The following is a 23,933-nucleotide window of genomic DNA, read 5'->3' as shown; positions in this document are numbered from 1 at the left end:
GAAATCTGCCGTGAACGGCGGTCCGGTCTGCCCGAGTTGCGAAGCTGAGCCCCTGGGTTCACTCTGATCTCACATCACTCAGGGTTAACCGGCGGTAACGGTGCGATCCAGCCCCGCCGGGCGGAATCGGCGGCGCGCCAGTCGCTGACTCCGATCTTCGCTTCTTCCGGACCTCATTTCGGGGAGTCGTGGCCGTGATCAGCCAGCCCAGCAGGCACTGCACGGTGGAGCTCCAGGCCCTGCCGTCGCGGATCGGACAGGTCCGCAGAATAATCTCGGCGCAATTGCGCTATTGGCATCTCGATCCCTTGATCGACTTCGCGGCGCTCGGCGTCACCGAGCTCCTTACCAACGTCCACCGGCACGCACAGCCGGACAAACGGTGCACCGTCGATATCGAGCTGCTGCTCGAACGGCTCATGGTCTCGGTCAGCGACCACGATCCGCGGCTCCCCACGGTCCGCGAGGCGACTCTGTTCGATACCGGTGGCCGCGGTCTCGCGCTGATCGCGGCGGTCAGCGAGAGCTGGGGCATCCGCGCCCGGGGCGACACGGGAAAGAGCATCTGGTTCACCCTCCCCGCGCCGCCGGCCGCGCGCGCCCTGCCCCTGCGCCCGGTGTACGGCGCGACGACCGAGGGCCCCTTTCCCGGGGCCGAGTTCGGCGCCATGACCAGGGAGTACGGGCCCCCTTGGGCCAGGTCCGCCATGATCAGCTGACCCTGGAGGCGGCGGGGCCCGGGATGGCGCCGAGACCCGCGAGCGCCGGGACCGCCCCGGCGAGGGCGCGGGTCTTCGAACCACCCGAACGGCCTACGGCGGTCGCCCACGGTGCGGCGGGACCCGTCTGCGCGGCGCCGGTTACGCGAGGCCGCCCTTTCCCGTACGGCCGAACTGCTCGTCCAGTACCGACAGTCGGCGCCAGTACTCGTCCTCGTCGATCTCGCCGGTGGCGAACCGGCGGCCGAGCAGCGCGATGGGCGACTGGTCGTCGTGCGGAGCGTGCGCCGGCTGCCAGGGACCGCGGAAACCGCCACCGCGACCGCCGCCGCCACGCCCGCGTCCGACGGTGCGGCGCAGGACGGTGACGACGCCGAGGACGGCCGCCGCCCAGAACAGCGGGAACAGCAGAATCCACGGACCGGGTCCGCCGTGGAAGGCCAAGGTGTTCATCTGGTTCAACTCCTCCGGAAAGGGTTTCGGGGTGTCGCTTCCGAGACTCGCTCCGGGAGGGGGGCCGGGTCGTCGTACGGCCAGCGGCAGTGCGCGTACCACCCCGGGAGTAGAAACAGGTCCTGTGGCTGCTTCCCGTACGCGCCATCGCCTGTACCTACTGGTATGTACAGTGGAGGCATGAGCACCACCGAGCGTCTGATCGAGGCCACCCGCGAGCTGCTGTGGGACCGGGGATACGTCGGCACCAGCCCGAGGGCGATACAACAGCGGGCGGGCGCGGGCCAGGGCAGCATGTACCACCACTTCAGCGGCAAGCCCGCGCTGGCACGGGCCGCGATCGCCCGTACCACCGAGGAGTTGCGGGCGACGGCGGAGGCCACCCTCGGCGGCACCGGCACCGGCACCGGCACCGGCACCGGGTCACGCTCCGCGTACGACCGGATCGCGGCGTATCTGCTGCGCGAGCGCGAGGTGCTGCGCGGCTGTCCGGTCGGACGGCTGACCATGGACCCGGACGTCATGGCCGACGAGACCCTGCGCGCCCCGGTCGACGAGACGCTCGACTGGTTGCGCGACCGGCTGGCCGGAATCGTCCAAGAGGGCCTGGAGCGCGGCGAGTTCGCCGCCGGGCTCGACCCGGCGGAGATCGCTTCGACGGTCGTCGCGACCGTACAGGGCGGTTATGTGCTGGCCCGCGCCTCCGGCTCGCCCGCCGCCTTCGACGCGGGGGTGCGCGGACTGCTGGCCCTGCTCGCGCCCGGCCGTGCTCTGCCCGACTCGCCTCACTCGTAGGGCGATTGACCTCATCCCGTACACGCCGTCAGGACCGGGAGCACCCGATGCATGTCATGCAGTACGAGATCACCCTTCCCGCCGACTACGACATGGGGATCATCCGCAAGCGCGTGGCGGAGAAGGGGCCGCTCCTCGACGACTTCCCCGGGCTCGGTCTGAAGGCGTATCTGATCCGGGAGCGCGGTGACGACTCACCCGTGAACCAGTACGCGCCGTTCTATGTCTGGACCACGCACGCGGGCATGAACTCCTTCCTCCTCGGGCCGGGGTTCGCGGGCATCGTGCGTGACTTCGGCCGGCCCGAGGTCCAGCACGGGTCCGGGCTCGTCCACGTGGAGGGCCCGGCCCGCGCGAGCGTGCCGCGCACGGCGGTACGCCGCCGGCAGCCCGTCCCGGAGGGAACGGCCCTGCCCGCCCTGGCCGAGGAGGCGGTACGGGAGACCGAACGGCTCGCGGGGCTCGACGGGGTGGTGTGCGCGACGCTGGCCCTCGATCCGCGCCACTGGGAGCTGTCGCAGTTCACGCTCTGGGCGCATGACACCCCGCGGGCGGTCGGCGATCACTATCAGGTGCTGCATCTGTCGCAGCCGCATCGCGCGGAGTTGAGCGGCGAAGACCCGCGGTGAGCCCTGCCGGGGCGCCACCCGAGGCCCGGGACGCCCGGGTCCTGGACCCCGGGGTCCGGAATGCCGGGGTCAGTGACGCCCGCGTCCGGGACGCCGGAGTCCGGGACGCCCAGATCCGGGACGCCGAGGTCCGGGACGCCGAGGTCCGGTCACGGGGCCAGCGCGCCGAGCGGATCGTCCAGCACCGGCTGCCACGCCACCTCGGCCGCGCCCACCAGGCTGTTGTGGTCGAGGGTGCAGGGCAGGATGGGTACGCCGCCACTGCGCCCCCACAGACTGCGGTCGGCGACGACGGCACGCAGCCGTTCCGGGTCGGCGTCGAGCAGTTCCCGGTGGAGTCCGCCGAGGATGATGCGGTCGGGGTTGAGGATATTGACCAGCCCCGCGAGCCCGAGGCCCAGCCGGTCGATCAGCTCCTCGGTGGCTCTCCGTACGTCGGGATCCGCGTGCTCCGTACGGAGCAGATCACGGGCCTGCTGGAGCAAGGAGACCTCGGGGCCGGGGGCGCGGCCGGCCGCGGTGAGGAAGGCGAGCGGGTCGGCCTCGACGTCGAGACAGCCCTTGCTGCCGCAATAGCAGGGGCGGCCCTCGGGGTTGACCGTGAGATGGCCGACCTCAAGGGCGAGGCCCGCACTGCCGGTGTGCAGCCGGCCGTCGAGCACCAGCGCGCCACCGACCCCCCGGTGTCCGGTCGCGACACAGAGCAGATGCTGGGCGCCGCGTCCCGCGCCGTGCCGGTGCTCGGCGAGCGCGGCGAGGTTGACGTCGTTGCCGGTGAACGCCGGGCCCTCGATACCCGCCGCGCGCACCCGCTCGGCGAAGATCTCGCGTACCGGCGCCCCGGCGGGCCAGGCGAGATGCAGCGGGTTGAGCGCCGTGCCCTCCGGCTCGGCGACGGCCGACGGTACGGCGAGCCCCGCGCCGACGCAGCGCAGCCCGGTGGTCCGCAGCAGCCCGGCCCCGGCCTCGACCACCTCCCCGAGGACCTGCGCCGGATCGGCGGTGACCGTACTGCGCACGGGCGCGGTGGCGACGATCCGGCCGCCGAGGCCGACCAACGCGGCCCGGAAGCCGTCCGCGTGGACCTGCGCGGCGAGCGCGACGGGCCCCTTGTCGTCGACCGACAGCCGGTGCGAGGGCCTGCCCTGGGAACCGGCGCCGGCGCCGGGACGTGAATCGACCCGGATGAGTCCGAGGGCCTCCAGTTCGGCGGCGACCGCACCCGCCGTGGCCCGGGTGACCCCGAGTTCCGCGGTCAGTACCGCGCGGGTGGGCGCACGGCCGGTGTGCACGAGTTCCAGTGCCGGACCGAGTGCGCCGCGGCCTCTCTCCAGCTTCGTCCGGGCGGTCGTCCCCTTGCCGTTCATGGGGGCGAGTCTCCCATGATCCGCGACCTATGCCGACGGGCCGTCGCACGATGCCGAGGGGGCGCCGGGAGAAGCCCGAGAGGACGCCGACGGCTTGTGAGGACGGGCCAGGGCCCCTATGGTTATTTTGTGCCGCATCTAAACAAAGTAGGGACGGCTCTCTCGGGAGGTAGCGCCGGAGAACCCGGCTCCCGTTCCCCGCTGTCCCGCCTCCGTATCGCGCTGACCGTCTTCTTCGCCCTCGACGGTTTCATGTTCGCCGGCTGGGTCGTCCGTATCCCCGCCATCAAGCAGCAGACCGGGGCCTCGGCGAGCGCGCTCGGACTCGCGTTGCTCGGTGTCTCCGCGGGCGCGGTGGTGACGATGGTGTTCACCGGCCGGCTCTGCCGGCGCTTCGGCAGCCATCCCGTGACGGTGCTGTGCGCCGTACTCCTCTCGCTGAGTATCGTGCTGCCGCCGCAGACCCACTCGGCTCTGACGCTCGGGCTGGTGCTGCTGGTCTTCGGCGCCGCGTACGGCGGGCTGAACGTGGCGATGAACAGCGCGGCCGTCGATCTCGTGGCCGCCCTGCGACGTCCGGTCATCTCCAGCTTCCACGCCGCGTTCAGCCTCGGCGGCATGATCGGGGCGGGGCTGGGCGGGCTGGTCGCGGGCGGCCTCTCCCCCGCCGTCCATCTGTCCCTCCTGACCGGACTCGGTCTGCTCGTCACGGCCGTCACCGGCCCCACACTGCTCCGGCACGCGGCGCCCGTCCCGGAGCACACTGAATCGGAGCGCACGGAATCGGAGCGCACGGAATCGGAGCGCACGGAGGAGGGCACGGAGGAGGAGGGCGCCGTACCGCGGCGGCTCGACGGGCGCACCCGGCGCCTGGTCCTCCTCTTCGGTGTGATCGCCCTGTGCACGGCGTACGGCGAGGGCGCGATGGCCGACTGGAGCGCGCTCCATCTCACCCAGGACCTGGACGCCACCCCCGGTCTGGCGGCGGCCGGTTACTCGCTCTTCGCCCTCGCCATGACGGCGGGACGGCTGTCCGGTACGGCCCTGCTGGAGCGCCTCGGCCAGACCCGCGCCCTGGTCGCGGGCGGTGTCACGGCCGCGCTCGGCATGCTCGTCGGCGCGCTCGCGCCCACCGCCTGGCTGGCCCTGGCCGGCTTCGCCGTGGCCGGTCTCGGCCTCGCCAATATCTTCCCCGTGGCCATCGGCCGCGCGGGGGCGCTGGCGGGGCCCGGCGGGGTCGCCGCGGCCTCCACTCTGGGATACGGCGGGATGCTGCTGGGGCCGCCCGCGATCGGTTTTCTCGCCGAGTGGTTCACGCTGCCGCTCGCGCTGACCACGGTGGCCCTGCTGGCGGGTGCCGCCGCGCTGATCGGCTACGCGGCACGGAACGCGTCGGCGGTCCCGGCGGAGTCCACGCGACCCGCCGATTCCACGCGACCCGCCGATTCCACGCGGCCGGCGGACTCCGTGCGACCGGCCGAGCCCGCTCACCGGCCTGAGTTGGCGCGACCGGCGGATGAGTAGCCGTACTCAGGCACATCCGTTCGGACTGAACCACCCTGGAGGGACAACCACTTCAGGGGAGCGAGCAATGAACTCAGGACGGCTGACCGGACTCGCGCGGCTGACCTTCGGCAACCGCGCGTCGCAGGTCTATCTCGGCCTGGTCGCGGCCGCGACGGTGTTCGTCGCGGTCGACACCCTCTTCATACAGCACCAGGACGCCTCGTTCGCCGGCGTGTGGCTGTTCTTCCTCGCCGCACCGGCCATCTTCGCGTTCTTCGTCGGTGGCGGGCTGCTGGGCGACGCGGTCGCGGAGTCCGCCGGATTCCTCTATCCCGCGCTGGTGCTCTCGGTGCTGATCCAGGCGGCGGCGCTCGGGGCGTTCGTACGGCTGCTGCGCGACACGCGGGGTCCGGCCCACCCCCACCGCGCCTGACCCCGGCCGGCCGGGGAGTGGCGCCTTGCCCCGCGCCCCGGGCTTGGCCAGACTCGGGCCATGGGGAGACGCATCGTGGGCACGACGCGCGGTAACGCCGAACGGGACGCCATCACGGTCGAGATCGGCTTCGCCGTGCTGACGGGTGCGTTCGCGGCGGCGCTGGTGTACGGCGTCATCGCCGTACCGGTCTGGTACTTCGACCTGCCGGACGCGCTGCGGCGCATCGCCACCGTCGCCGCGTGTCTCGCCTTCGTGGCGCGGGTCGTCCGGGTCCTGTGGCGCTTCCCGCGCCCCAGGCGGGGTCCGACGGGTCAACTCTCCGGACAGCGGCCGGAGAAGCCGGCCGATCAGCCGAGCCAGCCCGGCCGTACCAGTCCCGACTCATAGGCGAGGACGACCAGTTGGGCCCGGTCGCGGGCGCCCAGCTTCACCATCGTCCTGCTGACATGCGTCTTGGCCGTCAACGGGCTGACCACCAGCCGACGGGCGATCTCCTCGTTGGAGAGTCCGATCCCGACCAGGGCCATCACTTCCCGCTCCCGCTCGGTGAGTGCCGCGAGTTCCGCGATGCCCGTCGGCGCCTTGGAGCGGGACGCGAATTCCGCGATGAGCCGACGCGTGACCCCGGGGGAGAGCAGCGCGTCCCCCTCCACCACCGCCCGTACCGCGCGCAGCAGTTCCTCCGGTTCGGTGTCCTTGACGAGAAAACCGGAGGCGCCGGAGCGGATCGCCTCGAAGACGTACTCGTCGAGTTCGAAGGTGGTGAGCATGACCACCTTCACCTGGTCGAGCCGGCCGTCCTCGGTGATCCGGCGGGTCGCGGCGAGCCCGTCGAGCAGCGGCATCCGGATGTCCATCAGCACCACATCGGGGCTCAGTTCACGCACCCGGCGCAGCGCCTCCTCGCCGTCCGCCGCCTCGCCCGCGACCTCGATGTCCGGCTGGGCGGCGAGCAGCGCGCGGAAGCCGGCGCGTACGAGCGACTGGTCGTCGGCGAGCAGTACACGGATCACGGTGTCTCCTTGAGCGTTCAGGGCCCGCTCAGGCCCTGGGTGTCCGGGCCGTTTCCGGACCCGGGTGTTCGGTTCTCGGGGTGCAGCGGGAGGGTGGCCCGTACGCGGAAACCGCCGTCCGGACGCGGGCCGGCCTCGATCGTGCCACCCAGCGCGGCGGCCCGCTCACGCATGCCGACGAGACCATTGCCGCCGCCCCCCGCGTCACCGCCGGTGGCCGGACCCGCGTCGTCGATACGCAGCTCCAGCGACTCCGGCGCGTAGCCGAGGCCGATCTCCGCCGTACGGGACCCGGAGTGGCGCACCACATTGGTCAGTGCCTCCTGGATGATCCGGAAGGCGGCCAGATCCGTGCCCGGCGGCAGCGCCGTCCGCTCCCCGTCCCGCCGGATCTCAACGGTCAGTCCGGCGCTCGCGGCCTGTTCGACCAGCTCGGGCAGCCGGTCGAGGCCCGGGGCGGGGGCGCGCGGGGCGTCACCGGGCGTTCTGAGGGTGTCCAGGACCTGCCGTACCTCGCCGAGGGCTTCCTTGCTCGCCGCCTTGATGGTGGTGAGGGCGGTACGGGCCTGCTCGGGGTCGGAGTCGAGCAGGGCGAGCCCCACGCCCGCCTGGACGTTGATGACCGAGATGGAGTGCGCGAGTACGTCGTGCAGCTCACGGGCGATCCGCAGCCGCTCCTCGTTCTCCCGCCGCTTCTTGGCGGCCGCGCGCTCGGCACCCTCCCTGGCCCATTGCTCGCGGCGTACCCGGGCGAGTTCGGAGGCCGCGCAGAGAGCGGCCACGAAGGCCGCGATGACCAGTTCCTGTCCCCAGGGCGCGGGCCTGTCGTGCACCGGGGGCAGCCAGCGGTAGAGCCAGTGCGCGATCAGCAGATGGCCCACCCAGAGCGTGCCGACCGCCCACCAGGCCGCCTGCCGGTGGCCCGCGACGATCGCGGCGAAGCAGGCGACCGCGACGGGGATGAAGACGGGCCCGTACGGATAGCCGGCGGCGAAGTACACGAGCGTGGTCGCCGAGACGCCGCAGACGACGATGACGGGGTGCTTCCGGCGGAACAGCAGCAGCGCGGGACCGGCGAGCAGCAGCAGCCGCGCGTAGAGGTCCAGGGGCTGGCGTTCGGGCTGGCCGGCGGCGGCGAAGGCGGTCCCCACCAGGACGAAGACGGCCAGGAACAGGGTGGACGGCCAGGGCAGCCGGCCGGAGCGACGGGCTCCGCGCCGCTGGAACGGCGGTCCGTCCTGCGCCCAGGGTGGACCGCCGTACGACCAGTGGTGGCCGCCGCGCGCCCAGGGAGGCCCGCCGCGCCGGCAGTGGGGGCCGCCGCCCCAGCCCCGGGCCCGGCGCGCTTCCCGCCACCGGCCCCGGCTGCTGTGCTGCTCTTCCATACCGGTCACGCTAGACGGGCGGGCGGTTCCGGGCGTCAGCCGGGCGAGGTGGGCACACGTACTCCCTGAGGAGTACGGGACGCCTCGGCGAACCGGCCCGTCATGGCGTCACGACGCCAGCGCGCCAGCACGTCCGGGCGTCAGGGCGTCAGGGCGTACGGCGGCGGTCCATCAGCCCGACCTCGTGCGCGAGGCGCCGCGCGGCGTGGGTGAAGAGCTCGTCACGCGCCTCGACCAGACCGTTGAACTGGCCGAAGACCTCGAAGGAGACCAGCCCGAAGAGCTGGGCCCAGGCCGCGACGAGCGCGGCCATCACCTCCGGCGGAAGGCCGGGCGCCAGTTGGGCCGCGAGCCGCTGGGCCTCCGGGCGCAGCTCTTCGGAGAGCGGCGGTAGCGCGATGCCGTCCGCGCGGTGGGCATCGGCGGCGATGGAGATCAGCGCCAGCCCGACCCGGGACGCGGGCTCGATCGTCAGCTGGGGCGCCTGATAGCCGGGCACGGGAGACCCGTAGATCAGCGCGTACTCATGGGGGTGGGCCAGGGCCCAGGCACGTGCCGCCACGCAGACGGCGGTCCAGCGCGCGGGAGGATCGGCGGGGTCGGCGGTCGCGAGTGCCCGTTCGGCGGCCGAGCCGAGAGCGTCGTAGGCGTCGATGATCAGGGCGGTCAGCAGCTCGTCGCGGCTGGGGAAGTAGCGGTAGAGGGCGGACGAGACCATGCCCAGCTCGCGGGCGACGGCGCGCAGTGAGAGCTTCGCCGCGCCCTCGGCGGCGAGCTGTCTGCGCGCCTCGTCCTTGATGGCCGCGGTGACTTCGGTGCGGGCCCGTTCCCTGGCTCCCCGGATGGTCGTCATTCGGAGCAGTGTACTCACTTTCGGAGCATCGACCACAAGCGAGAGCACCGCTCTTGCTTTGGAGCGCCCACCCGGTGCACACTGCTCTCAAGCGAGAGCAGTGCTCTCCCAACTCAGGAGATCCCCATGCCACAGCCGAATGCGCCGAGGCCGAACATGTCGCAGCCGCACTACCTCAAGGCCGGCCCGTTCACCGTCCGGATGAACAGCGTCATCGGCCGCCTCGCCCGGCACGGCGTGAGCCTCCTCGGCTCCGCCGAGCTGTCCGTACGCGGCCGGAAGAGCGGCCGGATGCAGCGCATCCCCGTCAACCCGCACACCTACCAGGGCGCCCAGTACCTGGTCTCCGCCCGCGGCCACTCGCAGTGGGTACGCAATATGCGCGTCGCGGGCGCCGGTGAACTGCGCGTCGGCCGCAAGATCCGGGCCTTCACCGCGACGGAGATCCCCGACAGCGAGAAGCTCCCGATTCTGCGCGCCTATCTGAAGCGCTGGGGCTGGGAGGTCAACCAGTACTTCCAGGGGGTCACCGCGAAGTCCTCCGACGAGGAGATCATCGCGGCGGCCCCCGACCACCCGGTCTTCCTGATCAGGACGGATTCCTGATCACAACGGCACTCCGCCGTCCAGCCCGGTCGGTCACTCCCGGGCGCCCGCCTCCGGCGCACCCGTCACTCCCGCCGCACCCGGCTCCGGCGCCCCACCGTCCGGCGTCCCGGTCTCGCCCGGCTGCCTGCGGTCCAGCAGATCCAGCGCGCGGCGGGCCAGCGGATGGGTCCGTACGACACCGGCCAGCGTGGTCGAGCCGCGCGTGATGTCCGCGAACATGTTCCACGCCGGGCGCAGCCCCGTGATCGCCGCGTGCAGCAGCCCCGGCCTGCGCTCGAAGATGGCCAGCATCCGCCGGCCGACGCCCATCTCCACGCCGAGCCCGGCCTTGATGGCGAACGCGTAGTTCAGCGCCTGGCGGCGGGCGTCCACGGCGTCGTGCGACTCCGAGATCCGTACCGCCCACTCCCCCGCGAGCCGCCCGGAGCGCAGGGCGAAGGAGATTCCCTCCCTGGTCCAGGGTTCGAGCAGCCCCGCCGCGTCACCGCACACCAGCACCCGGCCGCGCGACAGCGGTGAGTCCTCGCTGCGGCACCGGGTCAAATGCCCGGACGAGATGGACGGTTCGAACCCGGCGAGCCCGAGCCGGGCGATGAAGTCCTCCAGATAGCGCTTGGTGGCGGCGCCCTCGCCGCGCGCCGAGATCACCCCGACGGTGAGCGTGTCGCCCTTCGGGAACACCCATCCGTAACTCCCGGGCAGCGGGCCCCAGTCGATGAGTACCCGCCCCGCCCAGTCCTCGGCGACCGTCGGCGGGACCGGAATCTCGGCCTCAAGTCCCAGGTCCACCTGGTCCAGCTTCACCCCGACATGGGCGCCTATCCGGCTGGCGCTGCCGTCCGCGCCGACCACGGCCCGCGCCAACACCGTCTCGCCGTCCGCCAGGACGACGGCGACCGTCCGGCGGTCGGGCACGGCCGGGCCGTGCTGCTCGACGCGCGAGACGGTCACGCCGGTACGGAGCACCGCGCCGGCCTTCTGCGCGTGCTCCACCAGACTCGCGTCGAACTCCGGGCGGTTGATGAGCCCGAAGAGCATGCGCTTGGATCGGCGGGTACGGGCGAGCTTTCCGTTCAGGGAGAAGGTCACCGCGTGCACCCGGTCCTGGAACGGCAACTCGAAGCCCGGGGGCAGTGAGTCGCGCGAGGGCCCGATGATCCCGCCCCCGCAGGTTTTGTAGCGGGGCAACTCGGCTTTCTCCACCAGCAGCACCTGACGGCCCGCGACCGCCGCCGCGTATGCCGCGGAGGCTCCCGCCGGCCCTGCGCCGACCACGACGACATCCCACACCGGCTCGTCGTGCTCGCTTCCGGCGTCTGCGTTCTCGCTGCTCACGATGTGCTTCTGCTCCTGATCCGACCGGTGGCCCCTGCTGTCGAACGGCATCCTACGGCGCTGGCTCGGTGAACCCGCTGTGGGAGGATCGGCAGTGACTTCGACGTACACCCGACTCAGACAACGTCGTACCCACCAGGAGCGTGCCCATGACCGCGAATCCGATCGCCGAGACCGTCGCGTCGCTGATGCCCCGTGCCCGTACGGAGCTTGCGGAGCTGGTGTCCTTCCGGTCGGTCGCGGACCCCGCGGTGTTCCCCAGGAGCGAGTGCGAGGCCGCCGCCGGCTGGGTCGCCGACGCGCTGCGTGCCGAGGGGTTCCAGGATGTCGCGCTGCTCGACACCCCGGACGGCACGCAGTCCGTCTACGGCCTGCTGGCGGGGCCCGAGGGCGCGCCCACGGTGCTGCTCTACGCCCACTACGACGTGCAGCCGCCGCTGGACGAGGACGCCTGGGTGACGCCGCCCTTCGAGCTGACCGAGCGCGACGGCCGCTGGTACGGACGCGGGGCGGCCGACTGCAAGGGCGGCTTCCTGATGCATCTGCTCGCCCTGCGCGCGCTCAAGGCGAACGGCGGGGTGCCGGTGAACGTCAAGGTGATCGTGGAGGGTTCGGAGGAGCAGGGCACCGGCGGTCTCGAACGGTACGCGGAAGCCCACCCGGAACTGCTGGCGGCCGATGCCGTCGTCGTCGGCGACACCGGCAACTTCAAGCTGGGACTGCCGACGGTCACGGCCACGCTGCGCGGCATGACGATGGTCCGGGTCTCGGTCGACACGCTCGAAGGCAACCTGCACTCGGGCCAGTTCGGCGGAGCGGCGCCCGACGCGCTCGCCGCCCTCATCAAGGTGCTCGACTCGCTGCGCGCCGAGGACGGCTCCACCACCGTGGACGGGCTGGCCTCGGACGCCGTCTGGGACGGACTGGCCTACGACGAGGCCGACTTCCGCAAGGACGCCAAGGTGCTCGACGGCGTCGGGCTGATCGGCGAGGGTACGGTCGCCGACCGGATCTGGGCCCGCCCGGCGGTCACCGTACTGGGCATCGACTGCCCGCCCGTGGTGGGCGCCACCCCCTCGATCCAGGCGAGCGCGCGGGCGACGATCAGTCTGCGGGTCCCGCCGGGCCAGGACGCCGCCGAGGCGACCGAACTGCTCATCTCCCACATCGAGAAGCACACGCCGTGGGACGCGCGGGTCGCGGTGCGGCAGATCGGTCAGGGCCAGCCGTTCCGCGCCGACACCTCCAGCCCCGCGTACACGGCGATGGCCGACGCGATGCGGGTGGCGTATCCCGGCCAGGAGATGCAGGCAGCGGGAATGGGCGGCTCCATTCCGCTCTGCAACACCCTGGCCGAGCTGTATCCGAGCGCGGAGATCCTGCTGATCGGGCTGAGTGAGCCGGAGGCCCAGATCCACGCGGTGAACGAGAGCGTCTCTCCGGAGGAGCTGGAGCGGCTGTCGGTCTCCGAGGCCCTGTTCCTGGTCAACTACGCCCGGTCCAAGCAGGCTTGAGGTGCGTACGGAGGCGCGGGCGGACCCGAGGCGGACCTGAGCGGAGCTGAGCGGACCGGAGCCGGGGCCCGTGGACGCCCCGTCAGCCCACGGGGATCCCGTCCTCCAGGTTGAGTACGGTCCCGCGCTCCCTGGCCCGCAGGGCCCAGCGCAGCCGTGCGTAACGGGCGGGCGGCAGCAGCCGCCCGGCCTCCTCCTCGCCGACGAAGCGCCAGCCGCGCAGCTCGGGCCCCGGCAGCAGCAGTTGTCCGGCGAGGCGGGCGGGGAGCAGACCGCCGTCGAAGAGCAGCCGCAGTCCGCCGTACCCCGGCGGTCTCGGCGGTTCCCAGTCGACGACCAGCAGTCCGGGCACGTCGGTGAGTTCGATGCCTATCTCCTCGGCGACCTCACGCATCCCGGCGCGGGCGGGTGCCTCACCTGCCTCCACCACCCCGCCGGGAAACTCCCAGCCGGGCTTGTACGTGGGGTCGACGAGGAGGACCCGGTCCTGCTCGTCGAAGAGCAGGACGCCCGCCGCGACGGTCTCGGCGGTCGGCTCGGGAGTCTGCACGATCTCGCAGACGCCCGCCGTGCCGGTCCGTACGGCCTCGGCGAGACAGACGGCGGTCTCGCGCGCCGTGAGGCCGGTGTTGTCGATCACGAGGGCGTCGCCGGTGAGCCAGCCGAGCGCCGCGCGGTACGGTTCGATGTACGCGTCGCCCGCACGCCGGCCGTGCTCGCCCAGCCCGGACCCGGCCGGGTCGTCCGCACGGGCCTCACGTGCCGCGATCCGTCCACGCAGGATCGTTTCGTCTGTTGTCAGCAACACGTGCCGTACGGGGATACGACGCGCGGCGAGCCCGCCGAAGATCTCGTCCCGGTACTCCTGGCGCAGCAGCGTCATCGGCACGACGAGCGCCCCGCCCACCTCCGCCAGCAGAGCCGCCGCCGTGTCGACCACCATCCGCCGCCAGATCGGCAGGTCCTGGAAGTCGGTCACCTCGGCGAGCCGCTTCTGCGGCAGCAGCTCCGCCAGCGTCCCGCCGATCAGCTCGGGTTCGTACAAGGTGCAGTGCGGGATCAGGTCGATCAGTTCGCGTGCGGTGCTGGACTTGCCCGCTCCGAACGCACCGTTGATCCAGACGATCACGGTTCCCCCTCTTCCGTAGCCCTCAGTGGACTGCCCGCAACACCCTGCCCCGGAAACCCCCGGGCAGACCGGGGAGCCCGCACCGGCCCGCGGGTCGTGTCCGAGCTGTGTCCGGATCGAGGTCGTCCCGAGGCCCCGCGGGCGTCTCCTGTACGGACCGATGTCCCCGCCGGGCCGTAACACAACCCCGGGGACGTCGTTGAAAGCTCCACAGGGCAAGGGGGTAACCAATGCGCCGGACGGTGCTGGAGAGATTTCCCGCGGGAGGACCGCGTGGCAGCTGGCCCGCGGAGGAGTTCGCGCGGGCGCGGCGGGACGAGGGCACACCGGCCGAGGTCGTGATGGATCTCGACTCGGACGTGTTCCTCGTGGTCGTACCGCACCAGGCGACCGACTCGGGCTCCTGCGGCGCCAAGTGACGCGTACGCCACGGAGAGCGGACATGACCGGAACACCGACCGCGCCCGCCACGCCTCCGCCCGTCCCGCCCCCGCGCGCCCGGCGGTCCGCGCTGGTACTCGCTCTCGCGGGCCTCGCCGTATCGCTGAGTGCCACCCCGGCGGCGGCCGACAGCAGCGCCTGCACCCACCACTTCTCGGGACCGCAGATCTGTATCAGGCTGGAAGGGCAGGGCGGCCGGAACGCGGTCACCGGGATCTGGACCAATCCGCCGAGGGACGTCACCTCCCGCGCCGTGTCCCTGTACCGGAACGGACAGCTCATCGATACGGCGACGGCCACCCGCTCCGGCAAGGCGCTGACACACAGCTGGCCGGCCGAGGACGCGGGCACCGACACGGAGTTGTGCGTGAAGTTCCGGGGCAGCCAGCGGATGGCCTGCCAGACGACTCGCTGAGTCCCCTGCCGGGACGCACGGGCCCCGCTCAGCCGCTGACCGCGGCTGCCGTCCCGTCCCGTCCGCCGAGCGCCGCCGCGGCCGCCGCCGCGCCCACCAGGCCCGCGTCCCGCCCGGTCAGCGCCGGGGCGATCGTGATGCCCCGGACGAAGGAGAGCGAGGCGTAGTCCTGGAGCGAGCGGCGCAGCGGTGCGAAGAGCACCTCTCCCGCGTTCGCCACCCCGCCGCCGATGACCGCGATACGGATCTCGACCAGTGTGGCGGTCGCGGCGATCCCGGCGGCCAGCGCCTGGGCGGCCCGCTCGAAGGAGGCGATCGCGACCGGATGCCCGGCCCGCGCCGCGGCGGCCACCGCGGCGGCGGAGGTGTCTCCGTCGGGGCCGGGCCGCCAGCCGCCCTCCAGCGCCCTGCGGGCGATATGGGGGCCGCTGGCGATACGTTCCACACAGCCGCGGGCGCCGCACGGGCAGAGATCGCCGTCCAGGTCCACACAGATGTGGCCGATGTGACCGGCGTTGCCGGTGGGTCCGGCGTGCAGCTTCCCGTTCAGGACGAGCCCGCCGCCGACGCCCGTGGAGACCACCATGCACAGCGCGTTGTCATAGCCGCGGGCGGCGCCCTGCCAGTGTTCCGCGGCGGTGATGGCGACACCGTCGCCGACGAGCGTCACCGGCAGCCCGCCGGTGGCCGCCCGTACCCGCTCCACCAGTGGAAAGCCGCGCCAGCCCGCGACGTTGACCGGGCTGACCGTGCCGGCCGAGGCGTCCACGGGGCCCGCGCTGCCGATACCGATCGCCGTGGCCGACGCCCACAGCGGGGAGACGGACAGCTCGGCGAGGACCGCCTCGACGGCGCGCATCACCGTCTCGCCGTCCTCCCGCGCGGGTGTGGGCCGTTGTGCCCGTACGAGGATCCTGCCGTTGCCGTCCACCAGCGCGCCGGCGATCTTGGTGCCGCCGATATCGAGGGAGACAACGGGGTCGGTATGCATGGGTGTGGGATCTCCAGGCGATGAGGTGTCCCCGCGTATATCGGGGACGGACGGAACAGCGGCTTCGATGAACAGTCTCCATTCCCCTGACAACGTTGTCCAGGGCCTATGCTCGACGCCACGGCCGTGGCAGGCAAACCCACGGCAAAGGACCGGCGAATGCACGCCGAAACACTGACGCAACGACGACAGGACAGCGCACTGTGGCCGACAACACCCGCCGCCCCGAGCCCCGTTACGGCAACAGGCCCACGATGAAGGATGTGGCCGCACGTGCTGGAGTAGGACTCAAGACGGTCTCCCGGGTGGTCAACGGGGAGCCGGGTGTCACACCCGACACCGAGCGCCGGGTCCAGGAGTCCATCGACGCGCTGGGCTTCCGCCGGAACGACTCGGCGCGGGTGCTGCGCAAGGGCCGTACCGCCAGCATCGGCCTGGTCCTGGAGGATCTCGCGGACCCCTTCTACGGGCCGCTGAACCGCGCCGTGGAGGAGGTCGCCCGTGCCCATGGCGCGCTGCTGATCAACGGATCGAGCGCCGAGGACCCCGACCGCGAACAGGAATTGGTGCTGGCGCTCTGCGCGCGCCGGGTGGACGGGCTGATCGTGATCCCCGCCGGGCACGACCACCGCTATCTGGAGCCGGAGATCAAGGCCGGGGTGGCGACGGTCTTCGTGGACCGGCCGGCCGGCCGGATCGACGCGGACGCCGTGCTCTCCGACAGCTTCGGCGGCGCCCGCTCCGGGGTCGCCCATCTGATCGCGCACGGCCATCGCAGGATCGGCTTCATCGGCGACCAGCCCCGGATCCACACGGCCAGCGAACGGCTGCGCGGCTATCGCACGGCGATGGCGGACGCGGGGCTGGCGATACACGACGGCTGGGTCTCGCTCGGCACCACCGCGCCGAAGCGGGTACAGGACGCCGTCGTCGCGATGCTCGCGGGGCCCGAGCCGGTCACCGCGATCTTCACGGGCAACAACCGCGTGACGGTGACGGTGGTACGGGTACTGGCCGCGCACGACCGGCCGGTCGCCCTGGTCGGATTCGACGACATCGAACTCGCCGATCTGCTGGACCCGGGCGTCACGGTCATCGCGCAGGACGCGGCGGCCCTGGGCCGTACGGCGGCGGAGCGGCTCTTCCACCGGCTCGACGGGGCGGCCGACGCGCCGTCCCAAGTGGTGCTGCCGACGCGGCTGATCGCCCGCGGCTCGGGCGAGATCCCGCCCCCGGCGGAGGGGTAGCCCGCGAGCCGACCGGTCCCGCCAGGTCCTGTCCGGGCCTACGGAGCCGTCGCCGTCAGGTCCGTCACCGTCAGGTCCGCGCGGCGCGGGATCGCGAAGCTCTCCAGATCGGCGCGGGCGAGCCCGGTGAGTCCGGTGACCTCGTCCGCGTCGAGAGCGCCGCAGTCGAGTCCGCGCAGCAGATAGCCGCTGAGCGCCTTGGCGGTGGCGGGCTCGTCCATCACATCGCCGCCCGCCCTGGCGGCATACGCGGCCAGCCGGGCGGCGGCCGGCTCCAGGCCCTCGCGGTAGAACGCGTACACGGCGGCGTAGCGGGTCGGCAGCTGGCCCGGGTGCATGTCCCAGCCCTGGTAGTAGGCGCGGGCGAGCGCGCGCCGGGTGAGGCCGTAGTGCAGCTTCCACGCCTCGTGGACCTGGGCGGCGGGCCCGACCGGCAGCACGTTCGTGGAGCCGTCGCAGACCCGTACGCCCGTGCCCGCGGCGGCGACCTGCATGACGGCCTTGGCGTGGTCGGCGGCCGGGTGGTCGCTCGACTGGTACGCGGCGCTGACCCCGACGCAGGCGCTGTAGTCGAAGGTGCCGTAGTGCAGCCCGGTGGCCCGGCCGCCGGCCGCGTCGATCATCCGGGCCACGGTGGCGGTGCCGTCCGCGGCGAGGATCGACTGACTGGTCTCGATCTGGATCTCGAACCCGATCCGGCCCGGCTCCAGGCCGCGCGCCTTCTCGAACTCCCCGGCCAGCCGCGCCATCGCGGCGACCTGCTCGGCGTAGGTGACCTTGGGGAGCGTCAGGACCAGCCCCTCGGGAAGGCCGCCCGCCTCCATCAGTCCGCTGAGGAAGATGTCCAGGGTCCTGATCGCCCGTTCGCGCACGGCGGCTTCCAGGCACTTCATCCGGATGCCCATGTACGGGGCGGCGGTGCCGTTTCCGTACGCCTCGTGGACCAGCCGGGCGGCGCGGGCGGCGTCCTCGTCCTCCATGTGGCCGGGGCGGGGGCCGTAGCCGTCCTCGAAGTCGATGCGCAGGTCCTCGACGGGCTCGCGGCTCAGCTTGTCCCGTACGCGCTCGTACACCGGTCCGGCCAGTTCGCCGGAGAGACCGAGCACCCGCGCCAACGAGGCGGCGTCCGGGGCGTGTTCGTCGAGGGCGGCGAGCGCCTGGCCGCCCCAGGAGCGGATGGTGTCCGCGGCGAAGGCGTCACCGGGTACGTAGACGGTGTGGACGGGCTGGCGGGTGCCCGGGTCGCCGGGGTAGCGGCGGGCCAGCTCCGCGTCGACCGACGCGAGGGAGGCACCGACGGCCGCGCCGACCGCGTCCGGGAGACTCGTGGCCACGTGCTCCTGCTGCCCCATTCCCACACCCTCCAATTTTCCGCTCTGCGGAATCAACAATCCGTTGAATGAAGTTAATCGGCAGGCTCGCACCACGTCAACGACGCGGGGCCACGCGGTGAGGATCACCACGCGGCCCCGGGCCCGTACAGCGTCGGGCGGTCAGCCCTTGCGGATCTTGATCTCGTCGGTGAGCTGGGGAACGACTTCGAAGAGGTCGCCGACGACGCCGTAGTCGACGAGGTCGAAGATCGGCGCCTCGGCGTCCTTGTTGATCGCCACGATGGTCTTGGAGGTCTGCATGCCCGCCCGGTGCTGGATGGCGCCCGAGATGCCGGAGGCGATGTACAGCTGCGGAGAGACGGACTTGCCGGTCTGGCCGACCTGGCTGGAGTGCGGGTACCAGCCGGCGTCGACGGCGGCGCGGGAGGCGCCGACGGCCGCGCCGAGGGAGTCGGCGAGCGCCTCGATCACCGCGAAGTTCTCGGCGCCGTTGACGCCTCGGCCGCCGGAGACCACGATCGCGGCCTCGGTCAGCTCCGGGCGCCCCGTCGACTCACGGGCGGTACGCGAAACGATCTTCGTACCGGTGGCCTTCTCGGAGAAGGAGACCGCCAGCGCCTCGACGGCGCCCGCGGCCGGAGCGGCCTCGACCGGGGCCGAGTTGGGCTTGACGGTGATGACCGGGGTGCCCTTGGAGACACGGGTCCTGGTGCTGAACGCGGCGGCGAACACCGACTGCGTCGCGACCGGCCCCTGGTCACCGGCCTCCAGGTCGACGGCGTCGGTGATGATCCCGGAGCCGATACGGACCGCGAGGCGCGCGGCGATCTCCTTGGCCTCGGCGGACGACGGGAGCAGCACCGCGGCCGGGGAGACGGCTTCGTAGGCGGCCTGGAGCGCGTCGACCTTCGGGACGACGAGGTAGTCGGCGAACTCGGCGGCGTCGGCGGTGAGTACCTTCACCGCGCCGTGCTCGGCGAGCGCGGGGGCGGTGCTCTCGGCGCCGGGGCCGAGCGCGACGGCGACGGGCTCGCCGAGCCGGCGGGCCAGCGTCAGCAGTTCCAGGGTGGGCTTGCGGACGGAACCGTCCACGTGGTCGACATAGACGAGAACTTCAGCCATGGGACTTCTTCTCTCCTGCTTGCGAAAGATGAGGGGGACGGTCAGGGAGCGGGGCTCAGATGAACTTCTGACCCGCGAGGAAGGCGGCGAGCTGCTTGCCGCCCTCGCCCTCGTCCTTGACGATCGTGCCCGCCGTACGGGCCGGGCGCTCCGCCGCCGAGTCGACCGCGGTCCAGGCGCCTTCGAGACCGACCTCGTCCGCGTCGATCTCCAGGTCCTCCAGGTCCCAGGACTGCACCGGCTTCTTCTTCGCGGCCATGATGCCCTTGAAGGACGGGTATCGCGCCTCGCCCGACTGGTCCGTCACCGACACCACCGCGGGAAGCGAAGCCTCCAGCTGCTCGGACGCGGTGTCGCCGTCCCGGCGCCCCTTGACCGCCCCGCCCTCGACGGACACCTCGGAGAGCAGCGTGACCTGCGGGACGCCCAGCCGCTCGGCCAGGATCGCGGGCAGCACACCCATCGTGCCGTCGGTGGAGGCCATACCGCAGATGACCAGGTCGTAACCGGTCTTCTCGATCGCCTTGGCCAGCACCAGCGACGTCCCCATGACGTCCGTGCCGTGCAGGTCGTCGTCCTCGACGTGGACGGCCTTGTCGGCACCCATGGAAAGCGCCTTGCGCAGCGCGTCCTTGGCGTCCTCGGGCCCGACGGTCAGCACGGTGATCTCGGCGTCGTCCGCCGCGTCGGCGATCTGCAGCGCCTGCTCGACCGCGTACTCGTCGAGCTCCGACAGCAGACCGTCCACGTCGTCCCGGTCGACGGTCAGGTCCTTGGCGAAGTGCCGGTCGCCGGTAGCGTCGGGCACGTACTTCACACAGACAACGATCCTCAGGCTCACGCCGGCTCTCCTACTGCATCGTCATTTCTGGGCTGCCTTGTTGCACGCAGCATAGGCGCCTTATGGGGCGGTTTCCGGTCGGGTGGACCGGCGCACCGGAGAAAATATTACTCACCAGTACACCCACAGTATTCCCACTGAGCAAGCGCTTGGAACTGTGAGCTTGCCAACGCGGTGGGAGAGCCGGAGCGGAGAACGCTCAGTCGCGCAGCGCGTTGAACCGTCCCTGGTGGTAGAGGAGCGGCCGGCCGCCGCCCGCGGGGTCGCCGACCACGGCCTGGGCGATCACCAGCCGGTGGTCCCCGGCGGGGACCCGGGCGATCACGCGGCAGACCAGCCAGGCCAGTACGCCGTCGAGCACCGGCACGCCCTCGGGCCCCGGCCGCCAGGACGTGGGCGGCGCGAACCGGTCGGCGCCGCTGCGCGCGAACGTGGCCGCCAGATCCTTCTGGTGCTCGCCGAGTATGTGCACACCGACATGGGCGGCCTCGGCGAGTACCGGCCAGCTGGAGGAGGAGGTGCCCACGCCGAAGGAGACCAACGGGGGCTCGGCGGATGCCGAGTTGAGGGAGGTGGCGGTGAATCCGACCGGGCCCTCCCCTTGGGCCGTGATGACCGCGACACCCGCCGCGTGCTGCCGGAACACGGAGCGGAGCAGGTCGGGAGAGGCCAGTTGAGGAGTGGAGAGATCGGGCGTGGCCGTCATGGAGTTGTCCTTCTTCGGGGGTGACGAACGGGGCCGTGGTCGCTCAGACAGCCGGACAGCGCGCGCTCGCGTTGCGGGCCAGGTCCACATCGGCCCGCCCGTAGAGAAGGAGTTCTTGGGGCACCTCGTCAGCGTGACGACAGGTGCGGGCGCGGTCAAGTACGTGTCCCCCGCCGACGCCCGCTCAGGACGGCCGCCGTACGGGGTGCGAGATGTACCTGTTGGTCCGGCGCGCTACGGCTGTGCTGCGGTTGTGCTGCGGCGATATGACGCCGACGTGACGAGAATCTCGCCTGACGCACAGATCAGGACTGGCCACGGGGCCGCGTATGGGGCACCATCGGCCCAATGCCGAAAACCTACGGCTGCGTAACTTCCGCCGGGAGAACCCTCCCCGGAACAGAAGGGTCCTCACCTGATGGCAGAGCTCGTCTATCGGCCGGTCATCGGCGCCGCCCGCACGATGTTCAAGGCGCTGGACCTGAAGATCGACACTCAGGGTTCCGAGCACATCCCGCACACCGGTGGCGCCGTGCTCGTCAGTAACCACATCAGCTACCTGGACTTCATCTTCACGGGGCTCGCGGCGCTCCCGCAGAAGCGTCTGGTGCGTTTCATGGCGAAGGAGTCGGTCTTCCGGCACAAGGTCTCCGGCCCGCTCATGCGCGGCATGAAGCACATCCCGGTGGACCGCAAGCAGGGCGAGCAGGCGTACTCCCACGCGCTGGAATCGCTGCGCTCGGGCGAGATCGTCGGGGTCTTCCCCGAAGCGACCATCTCGCAGTCCTTCACGCTCAAGAGCTTCAAGTCGGGCGCGGCCCGGCTGGCGCAGGAGGCCGGGGTACCGCTGATCCCGATGGCGCTGTGGGGCACCCAGCGGGTGTGGACCAAGGGCCGGCCGCGCAACTTCAAGCGCAGCCACATCCCGGTGACGATCCGGGTCGGCGAGCAGATCGAGGCGGCGACCGACCAGTACGCGGGAGCGATCACGCGGCGGCTGCGCGACCGGGTGCAGGAGCTGCTGGAGGCCGCCCAGCGCGCCTATCCGGTACGCCCCAGGGACGCGGCCGACACCTGGTGGGTGCCCGCGCACCTCGGCGGGACGGCGCCCACCCCGGCGGAGGCCCGTACGGCGGAGACCGGCTGAAACGTCTCTCCTCCGCGCTCCTCGTCAGGGCGGCGGGATAGGTTCCGCACGGAGTGGAACCGGCCGGAATCCATGAGCCTCCGGCCGGTCACATCTCCGCACGCGCTCGGCTATCGCGCCATCTCTTCCTTCAGCGCCTGCACGAAGGCGTCCACGTCGTCCTCCGTCGTGTCGAAGGAGCACATCCAGCGGACGTCCCCGGCCTTCTCGTCCCAGAAGTAGAACCGGAACCGGCGCTGGAGGCGCACGCTGACCTCGTGCGGCAGCCGCGCGAAAACGGCGTTGGCCTGGACCGGGTGGAGGATCTCCACTCCGTCCACCATCCGCACGCCCGCCACGAGCCGCTGGGCCATCGCGTTGCTGTGCCGGGCGTTGCGCAGCCAGAGATCGCCCGCGAGCAGCGCCTCCAACTGCACGGAAACGAACCGCATCTTGGACGCGAGCTGCATGGAGAGCTTGCGCAGATGCTTCATGGCCCGCGCGGCGTCCGGGTCGAGGACGACGACGGCCTCGCCGAAGAGCATGCCGTTCTTCGTGCCGCCGTAGGAGAGCACATCGACACCGACGGTGTTGGTGAACGTCCGCATCGGGACGTCCAGCGACGCGGCGGCGTTGGATATCCGGGCCCCGTCGAGATGGACCTTCATGCCCCGCTCATGGGCGTGTGTACAGATGGCGCGGATCTCGTCGGGCGTGTAGACCGTGCCCAGTTCGGTGTTCTGGGCGATCGACACGACCTGCGGCATGGCCCGGTGCTCGTCCTCCCAGCCGTACGCCTGCCGGTCGATCAGCTCGGGCGTGAGCTTGCCGTCCGGGGTCGGTACGGTCAGCAGCTTGAGGCCGGCGACCCGCTCGGGGGCGCCGCCCTCGTCCACATTGATATGCGCGGTCTCGGCGCAGATGACCGCGCCCCACCGGTCGGTGAGCGCCTGGAGCGCGACCACATTGGCGCCGGTGCCGTTGAAGACCGGGAAGGCCTCCGCCGTCGGGCCGAAGTGGCTGTGCATGACGCGCTGGAGATGGTCGGTGTAGTCGTCCTCTCCATAGGCGATCTGATGACCGCCGTTGGCGACGGCGAGCGCCGCCAGGACCTCGGGGTGGGCGCCCGCGTAGTTGTCGCTCGCGAAGCCGCGTACGTCGGGGTCGTGGTGCCGGCGCGCGTCCGTCGTACGGGACCTCACGGCTCGGGGGTCAGCCACAGGCGTTGTCCATTCACTTCCCGGGCGGGCCGGTCCCAGACTCCGGCGATGGCCTCGGCCAGGTCCGTGACGTCCGTGAAGCCCGCGAACTTCGCATTCGGGCGCTCGGCGCGCATCGCGTCGTGCACCAGTGCCTTGATCACCAGAATGGCAGCCGCGGCCCTGGGGCCCTCCTCGCCCCCCGCCTTACGGAACGCGTCGCCGAGCGCCAGCGTCCACGCCTCGGCGGCGGCCTTGGCGGCGGCGTACGCGGCGTTCCCCGCGGTGGGCTTCGTCGCGCCCGCCGCGCTGACCAGCAGGAAGCGTCCGCGATCGCTGCGCAGCAGTCCGTCGTGGAAGGCGAGGGAGGTGTGCTGGACGGTACGGATCAGCAGCTTCTGCAGCAGGTCCCAGTCGGCGAGGTCGGTCTCGGCGAAGGTGGCGCTGCCGCGCCAGCCGCCGACGAGATGGACCAGTCCGTCGATCCGGCCGAACTCCTTCTCGGTCTTGTCCGCCCACACGCGGGTGGCGGCGAGGTCGAGCAGATCGACGGTGTCGCCGGTGACGGTGGCTCCGCCGTGCGCGTACCGGGCGGCGTCGACCGCCTCGGCCAGCCGGGTGGCGTCCGCGTCCGCGCCGACGACCGTCGCGCCGGCCTCGGCGAGCCGCAGCAGCACGGCCCGGCCCGCCGGTCCCGCCGCCCCGGCCACCGCGACCACGGCGCCGTCCAGTGCGCCGTTCGTGGCACCGCTTCCGTTCATGGCCGTC

The 23,933-nt window shown here is 72.0% G+C and carries 26 protein-coding genes; 12 read left to right on the top strand and 14 right to left on the bottom strand.

Going from position 1 to position 23,933, the window contains the following annotated elements:
• Positions 1 to 194: 194 nt before the first annotated feature.
• Entirely contained in the window at positions 195 to 719 is a 525-nt protein-coding gene (locus tag ACFRKB_RS20280) for an ATP-binding protein (RefSeq protein ID WP_383107476.1), read from the top strand.
• A 141-nt stretch (positions 720 to 860) separates the two neighbouring features.
• On the opposite strand, the gene ACFRKB_RS20275 is transcribed toward ACFRKB_RS20280, so the two are convergent.
• A complete protein-coding gene (locus ACFRKB_RS20275) occupies positions 861 to 1,172 on the bottom strand; it encodes an SHOCT domain-containing protein (RefSeq protein WP_383107475.1) in 312 nt (103 codons plus the stop codon).
• A gap of 165 nt (positions 1,173 to 1,337) precedes the next feature.
• Between ACFRKB_RS20275 and ACFRKB_RS20270 the strand changes: the two genes are divergently transcribed.
• Both ACFRKB_RS20270 and ACFRKB_RS20265 read left to right on the top strand, forming a co-directional pair.
• Positions 1,338 to 1,967: a TetR/AcrR family transcriptional regulator gene (locus tag ACFRKB_RS20270; protein WP_383107473.1), complete on the top strand. Its 630-nt coding sequence runs from the start codon at positions 1,338 to 1,340 to the stop codon at positions 1,965 to 1,967.
• Between the two features lie 47 nt (positions 1,968 to 2,014).
• A complete protein-coding gene (locus tag ACFRKB_RS20265) occupies positions 2,015 to 2,596 on the top strand; it encodes a DUF4865 family protein (RefSeq protein WP_383107471.1) in 582 nt (193 codons plus the stop codon).
• A 149-nt stretch (positions 2,597 to 2,745) separates the two neighbouring features.
• On the opposite strand, the gene ACFRKB_RS20260 is transcribed toward ACFRKB_RS20265, so the two are convergent.
• Complete coding sequence (locus ACFRKB_RS20260) at positions 2,746 to 3,963, bottom strand: ROK family protein (protein ID WP_383107470.1); 1,218 nt, start codon at positions 3,961 to 3,963, stop codon at positions 2,746 to 2,748.
• 129 nt (positions 3,964 to 4,092) lie between these two features.
• Between ACFRKB_RS20260 and ACFRKB_RS20255 the strand changes: the two genes are divergently transcribed.
• From ACFRKB_RS20255 to ACFRKB_RS20245, 3 genes are all read left to right on the top strand, one after another.
• The gene (locus ACFRKB_RS20255; RefSeq protein WP_383107468.1) at positions 4,093 to 5,487 is read left to right on the top strand and encodes an MFS transporter; all 1,395 of its coding nucleotides are present in this window, start codon (positions 4,093 to 4,095) and stop codon (positions 5,485 to 5,487) included.
• 67 nt (positions 5,488 to 5,554) lie between these two features.
• Positions 5,555 to 5,902, top strand: a complete 348-nt coding sequence (locus ACFRKB_RS20250) for an SCO4225 family membrane protein (RefSeq protein WP_383107467.1) — start codon at positions 5,555 to 5,557, stop codon at positions 5,900 to 5,902.
• A gap of 60 nt (positions 5,903 to 5,962) precedes the next feature.
• Positions 5,963 to 6,292, top strand: a complete 330-nt coding sequence (locus tag ACFRKB_RS20245; protein ID WP_383107465.1) for a DUF6332 family protein — start codon at positions 5,963 to 5,965, stop codon at positions 6,290 to 6,292.
• Here ACFRKB_RS20245 and ACFRKB_RS20240 read toward each other — a convergent pair.
• The 3 genes from ACFRKB_RS20240 to ACFRKB_RS20230 form a co-directional block, all read right to left on the bottom strand.
• Positions 6,253 to 6,918 (bottom strand): response regulator transcription factor, encoded by a 666-nt coding sequence (locus ACFRKB_RS20240; protein ID WP_030349627.1) that lies wholly within the window; start codon positions 6,916 to 6,918, stop codon positions 6,253 to 6,255. The genes ACFRKB_RS20245 and ACFRKB_RS20240 overlap by 40 nt on opposite strands.
• Positions 6,919 to 6,935: 17 nt before the next feature.
• Complete coding sequence (locus ACFRKB_RS20235; RefSeq protein ID WP_383107463.1) at positions 6,936 to 8,303, bottom strand: sensor histidine kinase; 1,368 nt, start codon at positions 8,301 to 8,303, stop codon at positions 6,936 to 6,938.
• 148 nt (positions 8,304 to 8,451) lie between these two features.
• A complete protein-coding gene (locus ACFRKB_RS20230) occupies positions 8,452 to 9,156 on the bottom strand; it encodes a TetR/AcrR family transcriptional regulator (RefSeq protein ID WP_383107461.1) in 705 nt (234 codons plus the stop codon).
• 126 nt (positions 9,157 to 9,282) lie between these two features.
• On the opposite strand from ACFRKB_RS20230, the gene ACFRKB_RS20225 reads away from it, so the two are divergent.
• Positions 9,283 to 9,762 (top strand): nitroreductase/quinone reductase family protein, encoded by a 480-nt coding sequence (locus tag ACFRKB_RS20225; RefSeq protein WP_383107460.1) that lies wholly within the window; start codon positions 9,283 to 9,285, stop codon positions 9,760 to 9,762.
• Between the two features lie 33 nt (positions 9,763 to 9,795).
• Here the strand turns inward: ACFRKB_RS20225 and ACFRKB_RS20220 are convergent, their stop codons facing one another.
• Positions 9,796 to 11,100, bottom strand: coding sequence for a geranylgeranyl reductase family protein (locus ACFRKB_RS20220; protein WP_383107458.1), 1,305 nt, complete (start codon positions 11,098 to 11,100; stop codon positions 9,796 to 9,798).
• A gap of 149 nt (positions 11,101 to 11,249) precedes the next feature.
• Here ACFRKB_RS20220 and ACFRKB_RS20215 point away from each other — a divergent pair, with 149 nt between their 5' ends.
• Entirely contained in the window at positions 11,250 to 12,614 is a 1,365-nt protein-coding gene (locus tag ACFRKB_RS20215) for a dipeptidase (protein WP_383107456.1), read from the top strand.
• A gap of 82 nt (positions 12,615 to 12,696) precedes the next feature.
• On the opposite strand, the gene ACFRKB_RS20210 is transcribed toward ACFRKB_RS20215, so the two are convergent.
• A complete protein-coding gene (locus ACFRKB_RS20210; RefSeq protein ID WP_383107455.1) occupies positions 12,697 to 13,743 on the bottom strand; it encodes an NUDIX hydrolase in 1,047 nt (348 codons plus the stop codon).
• A gap of 230 nt (positions 13,744 to 13,973) precedes the next feature.
• On the opposite strand from ACFRKB_RS20210, the gene ACFRKB_RS20205 reads away from it, so the two are divergent.
• Positions 13,974 to 14,162 (top strand): hypothetical protein, encoded by a 189-nt coding sequence (locus ACFRKB_RS20205; protein WP_365974851.1) that lies wholly within the window; start codon positions 13,974 to 13,976, stop codon positions 14,160 to 14,162.
• Positions 14,163 to 14,185: 23 nt separating this feature from the next.
• Positions 14,186 to 14,599, top strand: a complete 414-nt coding sequence (locus tag ACFRKB_RS20200; protein ID WP_383107454.1) for a hypothetical protein — start codon at positions 14,186 to 14,188, stop codon at positions 14,597 to 14,599.
• A gap of 28 nt (positions 14,600 to 14,627) precedes the next feature.
• On the opposite strand, the gene ACFRKB_RS20195 is transcribed toward ACFRKB_RS20200, so the two are convergent.
• The gene (locus tag ACFRKB_RS20195) at positions 14,628 to 15,590 is read right to left on the bottom strand and encodes an ROK family protein (RefSeq protein WP_383107452.1); all 963 of its coding nucleotides are present in this window, start codon (positions 15,588 to 15,590) and stop codon (positions 14,628 to 14,630) included.
• A 203-nt stretch (positions 15,591 to 15,793) separates the two neighbouring features.
• On the opposite strand from ACFRKB_RS20195, the gene ACFRKB_RS20190 reads away from it, so the two are divergent.
• Entirely contained in the window at positions 15,794 to 16,837 is a 1,044-nt protein-coding gene (locus ACFRKB_RS20190) for a LacI family DNA-binding transcriptional regulator (protein ID WP_383107450.1), read from the top strand.
• Between the two features lie 38 nt (positions 16,838 to 16,875).
• On the opposite strand, the gene ACFRKB_RS20185 is transcribed toward ACFRKB_RS20190, so the two are convergent.
• From ACFRKB_RS20185 to ACFRKB_RS20170, 4 genes are all read right to left on the bottom strand, one after another.
• On the bottom strand, positions 16,876 to 18,189 hold the full coding sequence (locus tag ACFRKB_RS20185) for a DUF6986 family protein (protein WP_383107449.1): 1,314 nt from the start codon (positions 18,187 to 18,189) through the stop codon (positions 16,876 to 16,878).
• Between the two features lie 141 nt (positions 18,190 to 18,330).
• Complete coding sequence (locus tag ACFRKB_RS20180) at positions 18,331 to 19,293, bottom strand: electron transfer flavoprotein subunit alpha/FixB family protein (protein ID WP_383107447.1); 963 nt, start codon at positions 19,291 to 19,293, stop codon at positions 18,331 to 18,333.
• A 55-nt stretch (positions 19,294 to 19,348) separates the two neighbouring features.
• Positions 19,349 to 20,134 (bottom strand): electron transfer flavoprotein subunit beta/FixA family protein, encoded by a 786-nt coding sequence (locus ACFRKB_RS20175; protein WP_383107446.1) that lies wholly within the window; start codon positions 20,132 to 20,134, stop codon positions 19,349 to 19,351.
• A gap of 199 nt (positions 20,135 to 20,333) precedes the next feature.
• Positions 20,334 to 20,840, bottom strand: coding sequence for a flavin reductase family protein (locus ACFRKB_RS20170; RefSeq protein ID WP_383107444.1), 507 nt, complete (start codon positions 20,838 to 20,840; stop codon positions 20,334 to 20,336).
• 418 nt (positions 20,841 to 21,258) lie between these two features.
• Between ACFRKB_RS20170 and ACFRKB_RS20165 the strand changes: the two genes are divergently transcribed.
• The gene (locus tag ACFRKB_RS20165) at positions 21,259 to 21,987 is read left to right on the top strand and encodes a lysophospholipid acyltransferase family protein (protein ID WP_365974840.1); all 729 of its coding nucleotides are present in this window, start codon (positions 21,259 to 21,261) and stop codon (positions 21,985 to 21,987) included.
• Positions 21,988 to 22,097: 110 nt separating this feature from the next.
• On the opposite strand, the gene ACFRKB_RS20160 is transcribed toward ACFRKB_RS20165, so the two are convergent.
• Both ACFRKB_RS20160 and ACFRKB_RS20155 read right to left on the bottom strand, forming a co-directional pair.
• Positions 22,098 to 23,186, bottom strand: a complete 1,089-nt coding sequence (locus ACFRKB_RS20160; protein ID WP_383107443.1) for a threonine aldolase family protein — start codon at positions 23,184 to 23,186, stop codon at positions 22,098 to 22,100.
• Entirely contained in the window at positions 23,165 to 23,926 is a 762-nt protein-coding gene (locus ACFRKB_RS20155) for an SDR family NAD(P)-dependent oxidoreductase (RefSeq protein ID WP_383107441.1), read from the bottom strand. Before ACFRKB_RS20155 ends, ACFRKB_RS20160 begins: the two co-directional genes overlap by 22 nt.
• Positions 23,927 to 23,933: the final 7 nt, after the last annotated feature.

This window comes from Streptomyces scopuliridis (genome assembly GCF_042790125.1).
GTDB lineage: Bacteria > Actinomycetota > Actinomycetes > Streptomycetales > Streptomycetaceae > Streptomyces > Streptomyces scopuliridis_A.
This window is presented reverse-complemented; position numbering and strand designations above follow the sequence as displayed.

Bases quoted from the DNA above. Each gene is read 5' to 3' on its own strand.
- ACFRKB_RS20235 (WP_383107463.1), bottom strand. From the start codon at position 8,303: ATGGAAGAGCAGCACAGCAGCCGGGGCCGGTGGCGGGAAGCGCGCCGG.
- ACFRKB_RS20195 (WP_383107452.1), bottom strand. From the start codon at position 15,590: ATGCATACCGACCCCGTTGTCTCCCTCGATATCGGCGGCACCAAGATC.
- ACFRKB_RS20165 (WP_365974840.1), top strand. From the start codon at position 21,259: ATGGCAGAGCTCGTCTATCGGCCGGTCATCGGCGCCGCCCGCACGATG.
- ACFRKB_RS20230 (WP_383107461.1), bottom strand. From the start codon at position 9,156: ATGACGACCATCCGGGGAGCCAGGGAACGGGCCCGCACCGAAGTCACC.
- ACFRKB_RS20270 (WP_383107473.1), top strand. From the start codon at position 1,338: ATGTACAGTGGAGGCATGAGCACCACCGAGCGTCTGATCGAGGCCACC.
- ACFRKB_RS20180 (WP_383107447.1), bottom strand. From the start codon at position 19,293: ATGGCTGAAGTTCTCGTCTATGTCGACCACGTGGACGGTTCCGTCCGC.
- ACFRKB_RS20205 (WP_365974851.1), top strand. From the start codon at position 13,974: ATGCGCCGGACGGTGCTGGAGAGATTTCCCGCGGGAGGACCGCGTGGC.
- ACFRKB_RS20245 (WP_383107465.1), top strand. From the start codon at position 5,963: ATGGGGAGACGCATCGTGGGCACGACGCGCGGTAACGCCGAACGGGAC.
- ACFRKB_RS20265 (WP_383107471.1), top strand. From the start codon at position 2,015: ATGCATGTCATGCAGTACGAGATCACCCTTCCCGCCGACTACGACATG.
- ACFRKB_RS20185 (WP_383107449.1), bottom strand. From the start codon at position 18,189: ATGGGGCAGCAGGAGCACGTGGCCACGAGTCTCCCGGACGCGGTCGGC.
- ACFRKB_RS20260 (WP_383107470.1), bottom strand. From the start codon at position 3,963: ATGAACGGCAAGGGGACGACCGCCCGGACGAAGCTGGAGAGAGGCCGC.
- ACFRKB_RS20215 (WP_383107456.1), top strand. From the start codon at position 11,250: ATGACCGCGAATCCGATCGCCGAGACCGTCGCGTCGCTGATGCCCCGT.
- ACFRKB_RS20155 (WP_383107441.1), bottom strand. From the start codon at position 23,926: ATGAACGGAAGCGGTGCCACGAACGGCGCACTGGACGGCGCCGTGGTC.
- ACFRKB_RS20200 (WP_383107454.1), top strand. From the start codon at position 14,186: ATGACCGGAACACCGACCGCGCCCGCCACGCCTCCGCCCGTCCCGCCC.
- ACFRKB_RS20250 (WP_383107467.1), top strand. From the start codon at position 5,555: ATGAACTCAGGACGGCTGACCGGACTCGCGCGGCTGACCTTCGGCAAC.
- ACFRKB_RS20225 (WP_383107460.1), top strand. From the start codon at position 9,283: ATGCCACAGCCGAATGCGCCGAGGCCGAACATGTCGCAGCCGCACTAC.
- ACFRKB_RS20170 (WP_383107444.1), bottom strand. From the start codon at position 20,840: ATGACGGCCACGCCCGATCTCTCCACTCCTCAACTGGCCTCTCCCGAC.
- ACFRKB_RS20275 (WP_383107475.1), bottom strand. From the start codon at position 1,172: ATGAACACCTTGGCCTTCCACGGCGGACCCGGTCCGTGGATTCTGCTG.